12 protein-coding genes are annotated in these 17,436 nt (G+C 37.1%); all 12 read right to left on the reverse strand.

The window, feature by feature from the left end:
* Positions 1 to 813: 813 nt before the first annotated feature.
* The 12 genes from ACGH4F_RS08590 to ACGH4F_RS08645 all read right to left on the reverse strand — a co-directional run bounded on the left by ACGH4F_RS08590 (position 814) and on the right by ACGH4F_RS08645 (position 17,409).
* Positions 814 to 1,608 (reverse strand): ABC transporter ATP-binding protein, encoded by a 795-nt coding sequence (locus tag ACGH4F_RS08590; protein ID WP_411590877.1) that lies wholly within the window; start codon positions 1,606 to 1,608, stop codon positions 814 to 816.
* The gene (locus tag ACGH4F_RS08595) at positions 1,601 to 2,554 is read right to left on the reverse strand and encodes an ABC transporter permease (protein ID WP_267360713.1); all 954 of its coding nucleotides are present in this window, start codon (positions 2,552 to 2,554) and stop codon (positions 1,601 to 1,603) included. Before ACGH4F_RS08595 ends, ACGH4F_RS08590 begins: the two co-directional genes overlap by 8 nt.
* 59 nt (positions 2,555 to 2,613) lie before the next feature.
* Entirely contained in the window at positions 2,614 to 3,588 is a 975-nt protein-coding gene (locus ACGH4F_RS08600) for an ABC transporter substrate-binding protein (protein ID WP_267349559.1), read from the reverse strand.
* A gap of 290 nt (positions 3,589 to 3,878) precedes the next feature.
* Positions 3,879 to 4,838 (reverse strand): ABC transporter substrate-binding protein, encoded by a 960-nt coding sequence (locus ACGH4F_RS08605; protein ID WP_267378947.1) that lies wholly within the window; start codon positions 4,836 to 4,838, stop codon positions 3,879 to 3,881.
* 279 nt (positions 4,839 to 5,117) lie between these two features.
* Entirely contained in the window at positions 5,118 to 6,026 is a 909-nt protein-coding gene (fdhE, locus tag ACGH4F_RS08610; RefSeq protein WP_411590880.1) for a formate dehydrogenase accessory protein FdhE, read from the reverse strand.
* 103 nt (positions 6,027 to 6,129) lie between these two features.
* Positions 6,130 to 6,828: a formate dehydrogenase subunit gamma gene (locus tag ACGH4F_RS08615; RefSeq protein ID WP_411590881.1), complete on the reverse strand. Its 699-nt coding sequence runs from the start codon at positions 6,826 to 6,828 to the stop codon at positions 6,130 to 6,132.
* Positions 6,821 to 7,795 carry a formate dehydrogenase subunit beta gene (fdxH, locus tag ACGH4F_RS08620; RefSeq protein WP_294825775.1) on the reverse strand — a complete coding sequence of 325 codons (975 nt, stop codon included), beginning with the start codon at positions 7,793 to 7,795 and terminating at the stop codon, positions 6,821 to 6,823. Before fdxH ends, ACGH4F_RS08615 begins: the two co-directional genes overlap by 8 nt.
* A gap of 15 nt (positions 7,796 to 7,810) precedes the next feature.
* Positions 7,811 to 10,879, reverse strand: coding sequence for a formate dehydrogenase-N subunit alpha (gene fdnG, locus ACGH4F_RS08625; protein WP_267378954.1), 3,069 nt, complete (start codon positions 10,877 to 10,879; stop codon positions 7,811 to 7,813).
* A 373-nt stretch (positions 10,880 to 11,252) separates the two neighbouring features.
* Positions 11,253 to 13,670, reverse strand: coding sequence for a glycerol-3-phosphate 1-O-acyltransferase PlsB (gene plsB, locus ACGH4F_RS08630; protein WP_267349568.1), 2,418 nt, complete (start codon positions 13,668 to 13,670; stop codon positions 11,253 to 11,255).
* A gap of 235 nt (positions 13,671 to 13,905) precedes the next feature.
* The gene (locus tag ACGH4F_RS08635; protein ID WP_294825769.1) at positions 13,906 to 15,948 is read right to left on the reverse strand and encodes an FAD-dependent oxidoreductase; all 2,043 of its coding nucleotides are present in this window, start codon (positions 15,946 to 15,948) and stop codon (positions 13,906 to 13,908) included.
* 213 nt (positions 15,949 to 16,161) lie between these two features.
* Positions 16,162 to 16,449 (reverse strand): putative quinol monooxygenase, encoded by a 288-nt coding sequence (locus ACGH4F_RS08640; protein ID WP_267349572.1) that lies wholly within the window; start codon positions 16,447 to 16,449, stop codon positions 16,162 to 16,164.
* A 111-nt stretch (positions 16,450 to 16,560) separates the two neighbouring features.
* Positions 16,561 to 17,409 (reverse strand): SDR family NAD(P)-dependent oxidoreductase, encoded by an 849-nt coding sequence (locus ACGH4F_RS08645; RefSeq protein ID WP_220216033.1) that lies wholly within the window; start codon positions 17,407 to 17,409, stop codon positions 16,561 to 16,563.
* Positions 17,410 to 17,436 lie beyond the last annotated feature (27 nt).

The raw sequence follows: 17,436 nt of genomic DNA on the forward strand, positions 1-17,436 counted from the left end.
AGTGAAACGCCGTAGTGCCGATGGTAGTGTGGGTATTACCCATGTGAGAGTAGGGTGCCGCCAGACTTTTAAATAAGAGCGAGAGCCCAGCAGAGATGCTGGGCTTTTTTGCTATCTATGATTTAAGAAATTAAAATCAACGTAATAGAAGAGCAGAGAGGGATATAGTCTGGAAATGAGCTTATTAATCGCTTTTAATAAACCATTTAAAGCGGTATCTCATGAATAATATCAAACAGCAGATTGGATCTACCTAATACTTATTACAAATGTTAATAAGTTTGTTTGATGTTAATAACATGTCTATTATCTAGATTAAGTCGTCGATTACAAAATTCCATTAAATATCTATTGTTATCTCAGTGTAATGTCGTAGTTCAATTTTCATAGCATGAAAAATATTAATCTGTAGATTTAACCTGCCCAATGAGTGATAAATTTGTTTGATGCTAATAACATATCTGTTATTTAGACTAGACTGTTGATTATAAAATTCCATTAAATGTTTGACACCTATCTAGCCAATAGTCTAGTTAAGTGCTCTCTATAATAACAATGAGTCAAATTTATGCTCTTTATTGGAAAAATATTGAATCGAAGTTAATGTCTGTAGATTAAATATTTAAAAAAAAGCATAAGCTAAGGTACTTTATTATTGACCATTCATTAATATGGAAAAGTGATCTTTGAGTAGCGTATGCTTTGATAACATTGTGTGAGTAATTGAAAAAGCTTAAAGTTTGGAGAGTTTGATTGGAAAGACAAAAAGAGAAAGCAATACTCCTAATAAGGAATATTGCTTGTTTGTTAATATTAACCTAAAAGTAAGGCATCGTCGGTAACTTTTTCACCGCGTGTTTTTTCAAACATAGCTAATAAGTCATTTACCGTCATCTTATCACGTTGTTCACCAGAAACATCAAGTACGACTTGTCCCTGATGAAGCATTACGGTCCTGTTTCCGTATTCTAGAGCTTGTTTCATTGAATGTGTTACCATCATGGTCGTTAAGTGGTTTTTGCCCACTATTTCATTAGTCAGATCTAGAACGAATTGAGCTGTTTTTGGATCAAGTGCAGCGGTGTGTTCATCGAGTAACAAAATTTTAGATGGTTGTAAGGTCGACATCAATAAACTTATTGCTTGTCTTTGTCCTCCTGAAAGTAACCCCATCATATCGGATAAACGATTTTCGAGACCTAAATTTAAAGTCGCAAGCTTTTCCTTAAATATGGACTGAATTTTGCGATTAAGTGCAGGGCGTAATGTAAAACAACGTCCACGATTATAAGCAATAGCAAGATTTTCTTCGATGGTTAAATTTTCACAGGTTCCCACCATCGGATCTTGAAACACTCTGGCAACCATTCCTGCTCTTTTCCAGGCAGGAACTCGTGTTACATCTTTGCCATTGATGATGACATGCCCTGAGTCACAAAGTAAATCTCCGCTAATAATATTAAGTAACGAACTTTTACCCGCACCATTACTACCAATAATCGTAACAAACTCACCTTCTTTTATATTTAAATTTAAGCCACGTAATACGTGATTTTCAATAGGTGTACCTTGGTTAAAAGTTAATTGCAATTGTTCAACGTTAAGCATGTTTATTTCCTCTTTTTTTCGAGTATTTTTTTAATTGCTTAGGTAGTACAAGAGCAAGTACAACCAATATTGCGGTAATAAGATTTAAGTCTTCCGTGCCTACGCCTATTTTGTGTAAAAACTCATTACTAAGTGCAACAGCTATGAATAAACGATAAAGAATAGCACCTAGAATAACTGCCAGCATAATTGCCCATATACGTTTTGTTGGGAAGATACTTTCACCAATGATAATAGAAGCAAGACCAATAACGATTGTCCCCACACCGATGGTAATATCAGCACTGCCTTGGGTTTGCACAAATAATGAACCACCTAATGCGATTAAGCCATTGGAAATAGCCATACCTAAAATGGTGATGCTGCCCGTTGGGACACCTTGAGATCTAGCCATTCTTTGGTTTGTACCGGTAGCTCTTAATGCCAATCCCATTTGGGTGTTTAAAAATAAATGTAGCAATAACCAAACCACAACAACAAAGCCAAAAACCATAACGGATTGAACAATATATTGGTTACTGTAGTCTTCTGAAATAAAGGGTGAAAAAATAGTTTTCGCATCCAATAACGCAAGATTCGGTGATCCTGAATATTCAGTTGTTTCGTGAGTAATATAACGTCCAAGACCTAATATCCTTAAATTGATTGAATACAAACCTATCATGACAATAATACTGGATAATAATTGCAAAATATTGAGCTTAACATAAAGCAATCCAGTCAAACTACCGGCGATACACCCCGCAAACATACCTAAAAGTGTGGCAATCCAAGGGTCAATACCAATATAAATACATAAACCACATACTGCGCCACCTAACGGGAAGCTGGCATCGGCTGTTAGATCTGGAAAATCGAGTAAACGGAAAGATATAAAAACACCTAAGCTCACAATGGCATAAATAAGTCCAATTCCCAGCGAGCCTATTAAAAATTCAAAAGACATGAAAAAAACCTATTAAAATTAACCGCTAAAATTAGCGGTATTGTGATAAAATTAAAAAACTATTCAACAATCTTCGTTGCTGATTTCAATACATCTTCAGATAATACGACGCCTTGTCGCTCAGCCGCTTTTTTATTGATTGTTAGCTGTGTAATGCTACCTATTTGTGGCGGAATATCGCCAGGTTTTTCACCATTAAGAATGCGGATAACGATTTTACCAGCTTGGCGTCCTAAGTCATAATAACTCATTCCCAAGGCCGCGATGGCTCCACGTTCGGCTGAGTCAGGATCGGAGGCTAACAAAGGTATTTTACTTTCATTAGCGACTTTTGCTAAAGACTCGTAAGCCGAAACGACATTGTTATCGGTAGTGGTATAAATCAGATCAACTTTACCTTTTAAACTTCTTGCTGCTGTAGAAATATCTGAAGTACGTTGAGCAGGGGCCGCGATAATTTGCATACCACGTTTTTCCAGTGCTGATTGTAATTGTTTAAGTACAATAGTTGAATTGACTTCGCTAGGACTATAGACATAACCAATGTTTTTCGCATCTGGTTTGATTTTTAACATCATATCTATTTGCGCATCTAACGGTAGTGCATCAGAAACACCGGTTACATTGGTTTTTGACGCTTCCCAACTAGGGGTTAATCTTGCGGCAACGGGATCTGTTACAGCAGTGAAAATGATTGGAATACGTTTAGTCGTCGCTAATAAAGCTTGTGAGCTAGGTGTTGCGATTCCAACAATCACATCGGGTTTATTGGCAGCAAATTGTTTAGCGATTTGAACAGCATTAGCACTACTGCCTTGAGCGCTGGCATACTGTAATTTTAAGTTTTCACCGTTGATATAACCATTATCTTTTAATTCATCTTCCACCCCTCTTCGAACATTATCTAATGCAGGATGTTCAACAATGGCTGTAATAGCAACATACTTTTGTTCCTTTGCTGTATCAGCAAACGATGAAAAAGTAAGGGTTGATAAACAGAGTAGCATAATAAGTTTACAAATACGATTACGCATATAGGTACCTTTGTAATAATTTTTTTACAACTTAGATAAATATGTGTTTACTATAAATCATATTTAAATAATTTTCTAGGAATATCACTTTATTTAGCTGTAAATTTTTAATTACAATCTGTTATGATTAGTGATTGTAAAGCACTTTTAATCGACAAAAATTGGGTATATTTTGCTTCTTTTATAGATAAAAAAAACGAAAATAATCATTCGTTCGAGAGTAAGCGAGTTCTGTTGATAATAGGGGTATGCTCTGCTGATTGATTCAGCAAAGCATAAATGGGATTATGTTATTCACCAATGACTTTATAAGCGGACTGAATAACTTCAGGCGATAATGTTGCGCCTTGTTTTTTCGCAGCTTCAATATTGATAACCAGTCGTAATGCTTGTCCAATTTCTGGCGCAATACTGCCGGGTTTTTCTCCATTCAAAATGCGAACAACAAGTTTGCCTGATTGACGACCAACATCATAATAACTCATGCCATAAGCCGCAACGGCGCCTCTTTCAATTGCATCAGGAAAAGATGCTAATAAAGGAATTTTGTTTTCATTAGCAAATTTCACTAATGATTCATAAGCAGATACAACATTGTTATCGGTTGTCGTATAAATCAAGTCAACTTTGCCTTTTAATGAATTTGCCGCAGTGGAAATATCCGCAGTTCGTTGTGCGGGCACTGCAACCAATGAAATATTTTGTTCTGCAAGTTGTGCTTTCAAATTTTTCATTACCACAGTGGAATTGATTTCACTTGGACTGTAGATGTATCCTACCGATTTTACATTCGGGACAATTTTTTTCATAAAGTCGATTTGAGGCCCAATCTCTTGAAAATCAGATACACCCGTAATATTGGTATTGGTTGGTTCCCAATTTTTAACTAGCTTTGCGGCAATGGGATCGGTAATTCCTGCAAATACGAGTGGGATTTGTTTAGTTACTGCGGCTGTTGCTTGTGCACTTGGAGTTGCAATAGCGACGATAACATCGGGTTTATCGGCAATAAATTGTCTGGCAATTTGTGCTGCAGTCGCGCTACTGCCTTGGGCGCTTTTGTACTTAACCGTTAAATTTTCATTTAATAGATAACCACTGCTTGTTAATTCATCTTTTACACCATCTCGGATTTGATCTAGTGATGGATGTTCAACAATTGCTGTTATAGCAACACTTTTTACCGTATTGGCTATACACACAAAAGGGGTAATTAACATCAAACAACTGAATAAAAAAAAGCGTTTCATAAAAATAAACTCGCAAACTAGTACAATAGTATTATTCTAAACTGATTCAACCAAAATGTTAAGGTGTAATTGGACTTTTTTGTCATTCTTATTTTTTAAAAGGATGAGGCATCATCTGATTAATATAAAAATACGCTAAAATTTCAAACAAATTAAGAATATAATAATCAGATTATTGGTTTTTTATCCTGCTTTTCATGAAAAAAAGCTAAAAATAGCTGCTAATATTGTTCAGTTACCTATTCAAGGTTAATTCTAAATTTATTCGAAGCTAAATTCTTATTGTGCAAATACAAAGGGATTGATACCACTTTTTGCAAAACCTTCTTCTTCGGTTTTGATATCAAGTATTAAAGAGGCAATATCATCAGCAATAACTTCAATATGCGGATCTTTATCCTGATCAAAGATTTTTAAATAGCAGTGGCAAGCATCACAACATTCTGTTTTAGTCGCTGACAATTCACTATCTAGCGAAAAATATTCAATATTTTTCATATTATCACAGCTGGTACATTTTACTCTTGGCACATACCATTCACTCTCACATAAACTACAATGTAAATAACGCAGTCCATTATGACCACCCAGTTGAATGACGCTGGCAACCGGCATGCTATTACAAACGGGACATAGCCAATTTTTATCACTATTTTCGGATACTGCTTTACCTTTTATTTGGCTAGCTAGCTGGCTATAGTAAACAGAGAGTGCAGACCAAATAAATACGGCTTCATTACCATCAACTGCGTGGAATTCGCCTTTAAGTAAATGCAAAGCTTTATTTTGTAATTGCTCAATACTGTTTTTATTCAGTTGTTCAATCACGATTGAAATCTGATCGGTTAAATTTGATGATGATTTTAATAACGCCTTTAAATAATCCTGCCAAGAGTAGGGTAATGAAAAGTTTTCTATACTCAGTGGCGGTAAATCATTATTTAATGGCTCGAATAGCTCTTTATTTAGTGGTTTTTGGCTAACTAAGTCTGCTTGCGTTTGCGCTAATTGAGCACAAAAACAGAGATAATCACTAAATGGACTATTTTTTGCTAATTCTTTTAGCCTGTTAGCTCGATGCAAATAGAGCGTTGTTGGTGAAGGATAAAAAAGTAAGGGAATTTGTCTGATAACGGAATTGATATTTTGTTCTTCAAGCTGGACTTGTGGGATGATTTTTATACTCATTATTGGTTACCATTCATGATTATTTTATCCATAATCGATTTAGTGATTGAGATAATTCCGCTGATAAATATCAGCGGATAAAATAGATATATTTTAGAAACAACTATAAAGCTGTTTTTTGTTCGACTTTTGTTGTTTGCTTCATGTCTAAAGGTTTATCTGCTTCCAGTTCCTGTTGATAGATTTTTTGCATTTCTTCTTCATACCATGAAGAGTGGTTTTTTCGAGCCCAAGCTCGAGATACATACCCTGTAATCATCCCTTTAATTGAACCTTTAACCCAGATAGCCATATAAGCATGACCAATGGCGAGCAAGATTAAGCAAATAGCTGCAAACGAGTGGAAAAAGATTGCGATACGAACAATTTCAATTGAAAAATAATCTGAAACATATCTTCGCCACATAATCATACCGGTTACGAATAACACAGTGATTAAACTCATGATACACCAAAATAAAAATTTCTGACCAACATTATATTTGCCAATGGGTATACCTTCTTCTTTGCCCATGATGACGTGTTTAAAATTCTTGATCCATAACAGATCATTTTTATTAGGGATATTATGATGAGCAAGCTTTACAAACATGAACATCAGCAGTATAAAGACGATGCATCCAATTAGGGGATGTAACGCTCTAACCAGTTGAGGGGTTCCAAGAAAAAGCCCAAATAGTTTAATGGACGGAAAAAATAACGATAAACCAGATAATGCCGTTAAGATGAAAAGACACACCATACACCAATGGCAAAAACGTACAATAAGTGGTGTTCTAAGAATCATTCCTTTTTTATTCATGATGTTCCTCCTTTTGTGGTATGTCGGCACTATTTTTACGACCAAAAATAGGTAATCCTAATCGTTTTCTTGCTTGTTTATCCGCTTGTTTTTCCTGTTCGATATCTTCTTCGTCTACTTCAATTGCACCGACGCCCATGTAATGGAAAAGTAATCCTCCAAAAGTAGCAATAAAGGCGGCAGCTGAAAGTGGTTTCCAAGGGCCTTTCCAGAATCTAACCAGTTCACTGATATGGGGTTCATCTGGCAAACCGTGATACAGATCGGGTTGATCAGCGTGATGTAATACATACATGACATGCGTTCCATTGACCGCTTGAGGATTATAAAGCCCTGCATGTTCAAACCCCCGTTTTTTTAAATCGGCTATTCGGTGCTCAGCATGTCGAATCATATCTTGTTTAGTCCCGAAATGAATAGCACCAGTCGGGCAAGTTTTAACGCAAGCCGGCTCTTGTCCAACCGAAACACGATCAACACATAAGGTACATTTATAGGCTCGATTATCTTCGTTACTGATACGAGGAATGTTAAACGGACAACCTGCTACACAATAGCCACAACCAATACAATGTTCCGACTGAAAATCGACTATTCCGTTAGCATATTGAATGATAGCACCTTCAGAAGGGCAAGATTTTAAACAGCCAGGCTCAGAACAGTGCATACACCCATCTTTGCGAATTAGCCATTCAAATTTTCCGTTAATTTCAACTTCAGAATAGCGCATTACCGTCCATGCTTTAGGCTCCAAATCAGCGGGATTATCGTAAACACCGACCGTATTGCCTACTTCTGCTCGCAGGTCATTCCATTCGCTACAGGCGACTTGGCATGCTTTACAACCAATACAGGTGGTGACATCAATTAATTTGGCCACCTCCTGTTGATAATCACGTGCTCGCGGCGCAGGCGTTAAATCATTAGTTGCAGAACGACGAATAATATCTTGAGTTTGTAATGACATAATTAATCCTCCTGCCTATGCCACGGTGGTAACTTTTTCGATGTTAACTAAGAATGATTTATATTCTGGCGTTTGTGAATTTGCATCACCTAAATGAGGAGTTAATTCATTGACCAAAAATCCTTTCTTAGTTTGTCCAGTGAATCCCCAAACAATTGGGATTCCAATGGTTTCGATCTCTTTACCGTCTACCGTTAACGTAGGCAAGCGTTTAGTTACTACCGCTTTCGCTTTTATATAGCCTCGATACGAAGTCACTTTAACGGTGTCGCCTAATTTGATTCCTTTTTTATTGGCAAGATTTTCGCTTAGTTCGATAAATTGTTCTGGTTGCGTAATTGAGGCCAATCTTGCGTGTTGTGTCCAAAAGTGGAAATGCTCTGTAATACTGTATGTTGTTCCCACATAAGGAAATTCATCTGCTGAACCTAAACGCGCTAAATCTTCTTTAAATGCTCGAGCAACCGGATTATTGATTTGTTCTGGATGCAACGGATTATTGGTAATTGGCGTTTCAAATGGTTCGTAGTGCTCAGGGAAAGGCCCATCAACCAGACGATTTAAGCAGAATAATCCACCTAAACCATCGTTATTCATAATAAAGGCGCCTGCACCAGAACTTGGAGACAAGGTAGCGGTAAAGTCAGCAACATCATTGCCATCCCAATGAGAACCATTCCATTTTATCAATACTCGGTTTGGATCCCATGGATTGCCGTGTTCATCTGCCGATGCCCGATTATAGAGTACACGTCGATTCATTGGCCATGACCATGCCCAACCAGCATGGATACCTTTACCAGATGGATCTGTTGGATCACGTCTTGCCATTAAATTACCTTGTTCAGTCCACGAACCACAGAATATCCAGATACCTGAAGAGGTGGTACCATCATCTTTAAGCTGAGAAAAACCACTTAATAATTGACCTTTTTTCAGAATCACATTACCGTTGGTATCCGTAAGGTCAGCAAGAGCACGACCATTACACTCTTGGGCTAATTCTTCTGCTGCTGGTCCTTCTGGATCTTGGTAATCCCAAGAAAGATTATTAATTGGTTCATGATAAGCACCGCCTTCTTCAGCATAAAGTTCTTTGATTCTTAGAAAGATACGTGAAATGATTTCGGGGTCATATAGCGATTCATAAGGAGGCTTTGCTGCTGCCCAATGCCATTGTAATAAACGTGATGAATTGACAATCGTACCGTTTTCTTCAGCGAAACAGTTAGTCGGTAATCGAAAGACTTCGGTTTGAATTTTGCTTGAATCGACATCGTTTGACTCACCATGGTTTTTCCAAAATTCGGCTGTTTCAGTGGGTAATGGGTCAATGCTCACCAAGAATTTGAGTTTAGATAAACCTTCACGAATACTATTTTTATCAGGTAAGGCAGCGAGTGGGTTGAATCCTTGACAAATAAAGCCATTGGCTTGACCGTCACGCATCATTTTACTAAAGCGTAAGATATCGTAAGTTTTATCCCATTTAGGTAACCAATCAAATCCCCACTGATTGTCTTTAGTCGCTTTATCACCATACATCGCTTTCATAAAACTGATAAAGAATTTGGGATAGTTACCCCAGAAGTTCACCTCATTGGCGCCTAATGGTTTAGGGGTTTTTTCATCCAGATACTGTTCAAGCGAAACTTGCGAGTCTTTAGGTAAATCCAAATATGCAGGTAAACGATTGGATAAGAGTCCGACATCGGTTAAACCTTGAATATTTGAGTGTCCACGTAAGGCATTAATTCCCCCACCCATGACACCCACATTACCTAAAATAAGTTGAATCATGGCAGCAGTACGAATAATTTGAGTACCATAAGTATGTTGTGTCCAACCTAAAGCATATAAAAATGTTGCTGCTCGGTCATTGGTTTTCGTACTGGCAAGAGAGCGACAAACATGTAAAAATCCGTCTATCGGGCTTCCGGTAACTTTGTTTACCATTTCTGGTGTATATCGACTTACATGTTGTTTTAACAGATTCCAAACACATCGTGGATGCGTGAGTGTTTTATCTCGAAGCGCATAACCCTTTTCATCTTTTTGATATGTCCAACTGGCTTGATCATATTGGCGATTATCAGCGTTATAGCCACTAAATAGACCACTAGTTTCATCAAAATTAAAGTCATCACTCACAATTAAGCTAGCGTTACTGTGTGTGACTAAATATTCAAAATTAACTTCGTTATGGGTAATGAGATAATTAATAATACCTAGTAAGAAGGCAATATCTGAACCTGCACGAATCGGAACATATTTATCGGCAACCGAAGCCGTGCGGTGAAAACGAGGATCAATAGCGATAAGTTCAGCGCCATTTGTGATTTTAGCTTCAATCGCCCACTTAAAACCAACCGGATGAGCTTCAGCGGCATTTCCACCCATAACGATGACGACATTGGCATTTTTAATGTCATTCCAGTTATTTGTCATCGCACCACGCCCATACGTTGCTGCAAGACTAGATACCGACGGGCCATGACAAACCCTTGCTTGAGTTTCAAGACTTAGCATACCTAATGAGCGAGCTATTTTGAACGCTAGCCAACCCGTTTCATTACTCGCAGCTGAAGTAACCAACCAACCGGTTGATGTCCAGCGATTCACGGTTGTACCTTGTTCATTTTTTTCGATAAAGTTTTTATCTCGGTCTTCTTTCATCAATCGAGCAATACGATCAATCGCTTCATCCCAACTGATACGTTGCCATTGATCAGAGCCAGGAGCACGATATTCGGGATATTTAACACGTTGTTCACTTTTGATATAGTCTAGCACCCCAGCACCTTTTGGGCAGAGTGAGCCACGACTAACTGGATGATCAGGATCGCCTTCTACATGAAAAATAGAAGATTCGGCATTCTTAGCTCCATCTCCTCGACTATAAAGTAACATTCCACAGCCAACCGAACAGTAGGTACAGTTATTGCGGGTTTCTTTCGATTTTAATAATTTGAATTGGCGAGTTTGTGCGAGCGCCACATTGGGAGCAAGTCCAAGCGTGGCAACTGTTGTTCCTGCCATGCCACCAGCGCAGATCTTAAAGAACTGTCTACGGTTAAATAGCATATGAACTCCTTAAAAGCTGACATTACATTTTAATTTATAATATTGGTAGGTACTAATATCCCTATTGGATAATAATTCATAATAATCGTTTATTAATTGGAAATAAAGGAAAAAACAGATATCAATGGTTAAAATTTGACTTTGATCAAAAAATCAGAAGAAAAGATCCGATAATTTTTATTAAATTTTATCTAAAATTGTTAACAGCACTTTGCAATAATTGCGTAAAGCTCATCCTAACAAAACTTAAAATAATTATCAATATACAAGCTATCAAGTGAATCGATTGGTATTGTGGATTTTGCTATATTCAACAATAATGATAGAGCTTGCCACTGATAAAAGGGCAAACTCTATCGATACTAACTCGTGATTAAGGATTAATTTCCTCAATTGTTTGCAAGACTCGATGAGTAATGAGAGGTTTTAAGATATTATTCATGTTTTCAATTTTTTGAAAACTGGCACTATCTTGATCATCCAGATAACCTTGTTCTCGTAGTGATGCAACCAGTGTTGAAAAAACCCCTTTATCAAAAAATTCTGGCGCATTGATTCCATGTAATACTGATAATCTTTCCGCAATTAATCGACCTTCTTTTTCTAAATTAGCTCGACTAATTGAAGGGTCTTTTTGCAAAAGCGAAAAAGCAATCGCATAACGTTGTAAGGTATCTTTTGATGACGAAGCAATTAATTGTAACCCCGACATTTTTGCATAATTGAGCACTAATTTATCTGACGTACAACTAATTAAATTTAAGTCACAATAGGTGGCGATAATTTGGTTTACATATTCAACTAACTGCGCTTCATTATGATATAAAAACAGTTCAGATTTAATTAATGGGAAAAGCAATTTTACCTGTTCTAAAACCGCTTCTGAGGAGATGCGATTATTCTTCACAAGAATTCTGGCAACGATTGCAGGAATGATCAGCAAATGTTGAATATTATTACGATAATAAGTCATTAAAACCGCTTGTTCAGTGGTTAAACCGACAATTTCGCCAGCCTCATCGGTTGTGATAACAAATTTACCCATCTGTTTAGCATGTTCAAATAGTTCATCTGCGCTTTGAGCGGGAATCGTTATCAAATCAGAATAAGGAATATTTTTTAATAATGTAAGAAGATAATTAATATGTTCTATAAGTTTAACTTTAGTTAATGCCCGTTGATCCGCCGCCAATAAGATAGAGCAACATAAGTTCATGGCGTTAATAGCTGCTGAGGCATTGATACGCTCCATGATCTGTTTTGCCAGCACATTGGTAGTGGGTGTCAACCAATTTGGGCGAGCGGTGCCAGTTGGTTCAATTGCATCACGCCATTCTGGTATTTGTTGATTTAAAAATTGGTTCAGTGGGATAGGTTGACCAAAATTAACATAGCCAAAACCTAATTTTTTTAATTTTAAAAAGGCTTTTAGCGTACGCCATAAACTCTCTTTTTCTTTTTTTGCTCCGCGTAATTCATTGGCATAAGTCGCCACTTCTAAAACGTGTTCATAACCAATATAAACCGGTACAACGGTGATAGGTCTTGCATCGCCACGCAATAACGTTTGGATGGTCATCATGAGCATGCCTGTTTTCGGATCGAGCAATCTACCTGTACGTGAACGCCCACCTTCGATAAAATATTCAACAGCATAGCCTCGAATAAATAACTCAGCTAAATATTCACGAAAAACGGAAGTATAAAGTTTATTTCCTCTAAACGAACGACGAATAAAGAAGGCACCTAGTCGTCTAAAAATCGGACCAGCAGGCCAGAAGTTCAAGTTGATACCAGCAGCAATATGAGGTGGTACTAATCCTTGTCGATAAAGAACATAAGATAATAAAAGATAATCCATGTGACTGCGATGACACGGTGCATAAACAATTTCATGTCCATTTTGCGCCAGTTCTCGAACTGGATCGGCATTGGTTACTTTTAAACCTTGGTAAAGTCTGTTCCATGCCCAAGTTAAAACAATATCGGTAATTCTTAGCATTCGATAAGAAAAATTAGCGGCAATTTCGTTTAACATTGCCAGTGCATTTTTTTTCGCTTTATCAAGACTAATATTTTTACTTTTGGCTTCTTCTTGAATTGCATCAGAAAGGCTAGGATTAGTTAATAATTTATTCAGCATTTGTTGCCGTACAGGCAGTTTAGGACCCACTGATGCCATTCTTTGTTTGGTAAAATGAATACGTGCAACACGAGCAAGCTTATGGGCTAAGACCGAAATATTTTGTTGATTATTGATTTCAATATCTTTTAATGACACGGTTCTTGAAAAACGGGTATAGCAATCTCGACCTGAAACAATGATTTTATATAATTTATAAGTTGCTCCCAGCACTTGTAGAGAAGGGCTTTTTTTGCCTTCTTTATCTGGACTGCGTCCGAACATCACCGAAACCGGTAACATTTGAATATCCAACTCGGGATTTTCTTGATGAGCAGAAATATATTCTCTTAAAATGTCAATTGCTTTTGTTTTTTGTTGATTAGAGGCAAAAATACCCGGGCCTTTATCAATAAAAATATATGAAGGAACCATATTACCATTAATATCGATGCCTTCTAGCGGATCAGGTAAGCCGAACTTGGAACATAAAGAACGAACAACCATAAGATCAATCTTAGAATTATAGGGCAAAACATATAATATGGGTTTATTCGTATCAAGACCTAATTCAGAAACCGGATCTGCTGGTATAGGTTTACTTTTAACAAATAATTTAATTGGGATTTGGATTAGTGAAAAAGAAACTTTAGTCCACCACGAAAACATAAAAATAAACCTCATCGTATTTCGCTAATTATAGGCTTAAATAATGAAATATACTTAATCAAGCTAATACAGAAATTAGTATTTAAATCATAATAGTGAATCTCTCTTATTGTTTAAATAAGAGAGAAAACACTAAGTATATACTTGTTATCATTTAAACGTTAGCTAATTTGCACAATCTTTCGTCGATATAGTTTGAGTTAAATAACTCTATTTATAACGATAGTTGAAAGCATTATAAAGGTTTATTGATATCAACTCCACGAATCTCTTTGTTTTTTATCCTCTCCAATCGTTGGATCAGGGTAATAACATCTCGTCCTTCACGCATGCCATCGATAAGTTTACGAGCTTGTTTACAATCGCCAATTTTATGATAAACATAGTTATTTTTAGTTGCATGTTCAGAAAAAGCTTGGCTAAAGGTGTTTTCACTTAGCATTCCTAAACAGACAAAACCATAATCGAATTCTAATTTAAATTGGTGACCATCTTTATCTTTAACTAAAAAGTGATTTTCAGCGACTTCCAGTAAAGTTGTAGAAAGATGAACATCAACCTGATTATGTTTGAGCATGGTCATCATAGAAATACGACCAATATAATCCAAATCTTCAGCCATAGCAGGCTTCATTTCAACAATGGAAACCGCCTTGGCGTTGTTTTCAGAAAAATATTCAACGACATCCAGCCCGACAGCTCCCCCACCGATGACAACCACTTTTTTATTGGCAATATCGGTAAATTGATTGAAGTCTTCCATGATGTCAAAAATCGAAAATACTTGTCTGTTTGGTGCACTAAGCTGATCGTGTAATCCTTTAATAGGGGGTAATAAAGGTTTTGAACCGGTTGCACTGATCACTAAATCGGGTTGTAATTTTTCGATTATTTCAGGCGTTGCTCGTGTATTAAGATTGATTGTGAGATTTTTTAAACTTTTGGCACGGTTGATAAGAAATTTAGGCAAATCGGCGATACGTTGTTTGTATGGAAATCGAGAAATCATCATTGACAGACCACCCAAAAAAGGCTTTTCTTCATATAATGTAACATTACATCCGACTTCTGCTGCTGTGCAGGCGGCTTCAAGTCCAGCCGTTCCGCCTCCCACTACAACAACATTAAGCGGGGTTGAGATCTGATAGCGTTTATAGTCTTCATAACTGATAATATCCGGATTAACTGTACAGCGAATTGGTTTAGATCTCGCAATGCGATGATCTGCACAACCAATATTACATGAAATACATTTTCTTAATGTGTCGATTTCGTTATTTTGTACTTTTTCAACCCAATAAGGTTCGGCAATTAGCCCTCGTCCTAAAACGACAAAATCAGCAATCCCTTCTTCAATTGTTTTGGCGATGATTGATGGGTCTCGAAAGTTACCAGACGCAATGGTCGGTTTATTAAATTTATCTCGCACAGCTTTTGCCATGTAAGAACGCCAACCGTCTGGGAGATTCATCTGATCAATCTGAAATTGGATAGTATCATTTTGGGCGGCAGATACATCAAAAACATCCACACCCTCACTCAGGTGTTCTAAAATAGCTAAGGTATCGTCTAAAGTATTTCCTCCATCTACAAAATCGACCGCACTAATCCGTAAAAGGATTGGAAAGAAAGGGCCGACTTTGCTACGCATTTCATCAATAACCAGACGAATTAATCGTGCTCGGTTTTCGATACTGCCTCCAAATTCATCTGTACGGTTGTTATACAGCGGTGATAAAAATTGACTCAGCAAATACGAGTGTCCGGCATGAATTTCAACAGCATCAAAACCGGCTCTTTGGGCTCTGTGAGCTGCTAGTCCATATTGTTTAACAATATCATGAAGCTCTTCAATCGTTGCTGGTCTGGGAATATTGCCACCTGTTTTAGATGGTATATTGGATGAAGAAATAGGTTGCAAGCCATTTAAGCGACCGGGGTAAGCGGATGCGCCTGCATGATTAATTTGTACTGCGACCGATGCCCCATGCTTGTGCATACGTTCAGTAAATTTATACAATCCGGGAATGTATTGATCGTTGTCGATTCTCAGTTGTGTGGTACCGTTAGTACCATAAGGAAAATCAACACATACGTTTTCAAGGATAATAAGCCCAGTTCCGCCTTTTGCTCGTTGTTCATAGTATTGAATATGGTCATCCACCATTTCGCCATGTAATGTGGCAAAGTTAGTCCCTATCGGTGGCATGACAATTCTGTTGCGTATAGTTGTTTTATTAATTACAAACGGTTCAAATATAGCTGAAAAATTGGGCATATTTGTCTCCTTTTTATTTAAATAATTTCTCTATCAAACATTGCAAAATAGTCTTCTAAATGTGTTAAAGTTAATAATAAATCCATTGCTAACTCATGCTGATATTTTATAGATTAAGTTTAATTTATTCATTTTGTCTATAAATAGATGAAAACTAGAATGGCTCGCGTTATACTAAGCGCGAGCCATTATGAGAAATCGTTATCTATTTAATTAGAATTTTTTCGTTTTATACCATTTTCTATCGACTAATTTATTCTCTAAGAATTGTTTAAATTCCATAAAATGAGCCGTCGTATTATGAAACTCAATGGCAGCTTGGTTTGCCCATATTTCAGAGAAAATAAAAATATGTTGGTTATTGGTATCCAGACTGAGTTCATAACGAATGCAACCAGCTTCTTTTCTGCTTTCATTCCGCACTTTTAGGGCAGCTTGTTGATATTCTTTTACCCACTCTGGTTTTACCTCATGTATTGCAATAATATTTAGCTCACACATCGATATTCCTTATGGTTATTCTCTATTTTGATTGTGGTTTTCAAATCCTAAAAAGCCAATTAACCACCATGATCACGGTCGTGAGCTATAAGCCTAATTGACTGATATTTTTTATTTGTTCGATGCTTTCGAAGCCGCATGTTGTTGTTCTGCAAATTGGCGACGACCACCTGGACGTGGGACTAAATCTCCAAGCATTACTTCGTAACCACCATCAACCACAAGCTCAGTACCATTTGAATAATCAGAACGTTTACTTGCCAAATATAAAACAGCATTAGCAATATCGATGGTTTCACCAATACGACGGCTGGCAATCATACGGGTACGACCTTGTTCAACTTCTTTATCTTCATAGAATTTTTTTGATAAAGGTGTTTTGACAAAACATGGACAGACTGCATTACTGCGAATACCAAATTGTCCCCATTCAGCAGCAAATTGTTTAGACATCATCGAAACCCCAGCTTTGGTTGAACTGTAAGCACCACTGTAAGTTTCAGGCGTGTGCGACGCCACCGTTGAGATATGCACCATACGACCTGATTTTTGCTCAATCATTAAACGCCCAAAACGTTGAGACATAAGGAAATATCCTGTTAGGTTAATATTAACGGTAGTATTCCATTCATCAAGAGGAAGGTCTTCAATCGGACAAAAACGTAAAATTGCTGCAGTATTAACCAGTACATCACAACGTCCAAATTCTTGTTTTACTTTTGCGACCGCTGCATCTACTTGTGCTTCGTTAGTGGTATTACAGGCAAGACCGATTGCTTTTATACCGTATTCATTACTTAACGATTTAGCAAGTTGTTGACATTTTGTTTCATCTAAATCGATAAGTACAAGATTCGCTTTTTGTTTGGCAAATTCACGGCAAATTTCGGAGCCCATGCCACCAATTGCACCTGTGATGACACAAACATCATTTTCTAATCCTAACCAACTTTGGCTCATAAAAACTCCTATTATTCAACTTGATAA

The sequence above is a fragment of the Gilliamella sp. CG35 genome, from assembly GCF_046635745.1.
GTDB lineage: Bacteria > Pseudomonadota > Gammaproteobacteria > Enterobacterales > Orbaceae > Gilliamella > Gilliamella apicola_I.

Bases quoted from the DNA above. Each gene is read 5' to 3' on its own strand.
- ACGH4F_RS08590 (WP_411590877.1), bottom strand. From the start codon at position 1,608: ATGCTTAACGTTGAACAATTGCAATTAACTTTTAACCAAGGTACACCT.
- ACGH4F_RS08595 (WP_267360713.1), bottom strand. From the start codon at position 2,554: ATGTCTTTTGAATTTTTAATAGGCTCGCTGGGAATTGGACTTATTTAT.
- ACGH4F_RS08600 (WP_267349559.1), bottom strand. From the start codon at position 3,588: ATGCGTAATCGTATTTGTAAACTTATTATGCTACTCTGTTTATCAACC.
- ACGH4F_RS08605 (WP_267378947.1), bottom strand. From the start codon at position 4,838: ATGAAACGCTTTTTTTTATTCAGTTGTTTGATGTTAATTACCCCTTTT.
- fdhE (WP_411590880.1), bottom strand. From the start codon at position 6,026: ATGAGTATAAAAATCATCCCACAAGTCCAGCTTGAAGAACAAAATATC.
- ACGH4F_RS08615 (WP_411590881.1), bottom strand. From the start codon at position 6,828: ATGAATAAAAAAGGAATGATTCTTAGAACACCACTTATTGTACGTTTT.
- fdxH (WP_294825775.1), bottom strand. From the start codon at position 7,795: ATGTCATTACAAACTCAAGATATTATTCGTCGTTCTGCAACTAATGAT.
- fdnG (WP_267378954.1), bottom strand. From the start codon at position 10,879: ATGCTATTTAACCGTAGACAGTTCTTTAAGATCTGCGCTGGTGGCATG.
- plsB (WP_267349568.1), bottom strand. From the start codon at position 13,670: ATGTTTTCGTGGTGGACTAAAGTTTCTTTTTCACTAATCCAAATCCCA.
- ACGH4F_RS08635 (WP_294825769.1), bottom strand. From the start codon at position 15,948: ATGCCCAATTTTTCAGCTATATTTGAACCGTTTGTAATTAATAAAACA.
- ACGH4F_RS08640 (WP_267349572.1), bottom strand. From the start codon at position 16,449: ATGTGTGAGCTAAATATTATTGCAATACATGAGGTAAAACCAGAGTGG.
- ACGH4F_RS08645 (WP_220216033.1), bottom strand. From the start codon at position 17,409: ATGAGCCAAAGTTGGTTAGGATTAGAAAATGATGTTTGTGTCATCACA.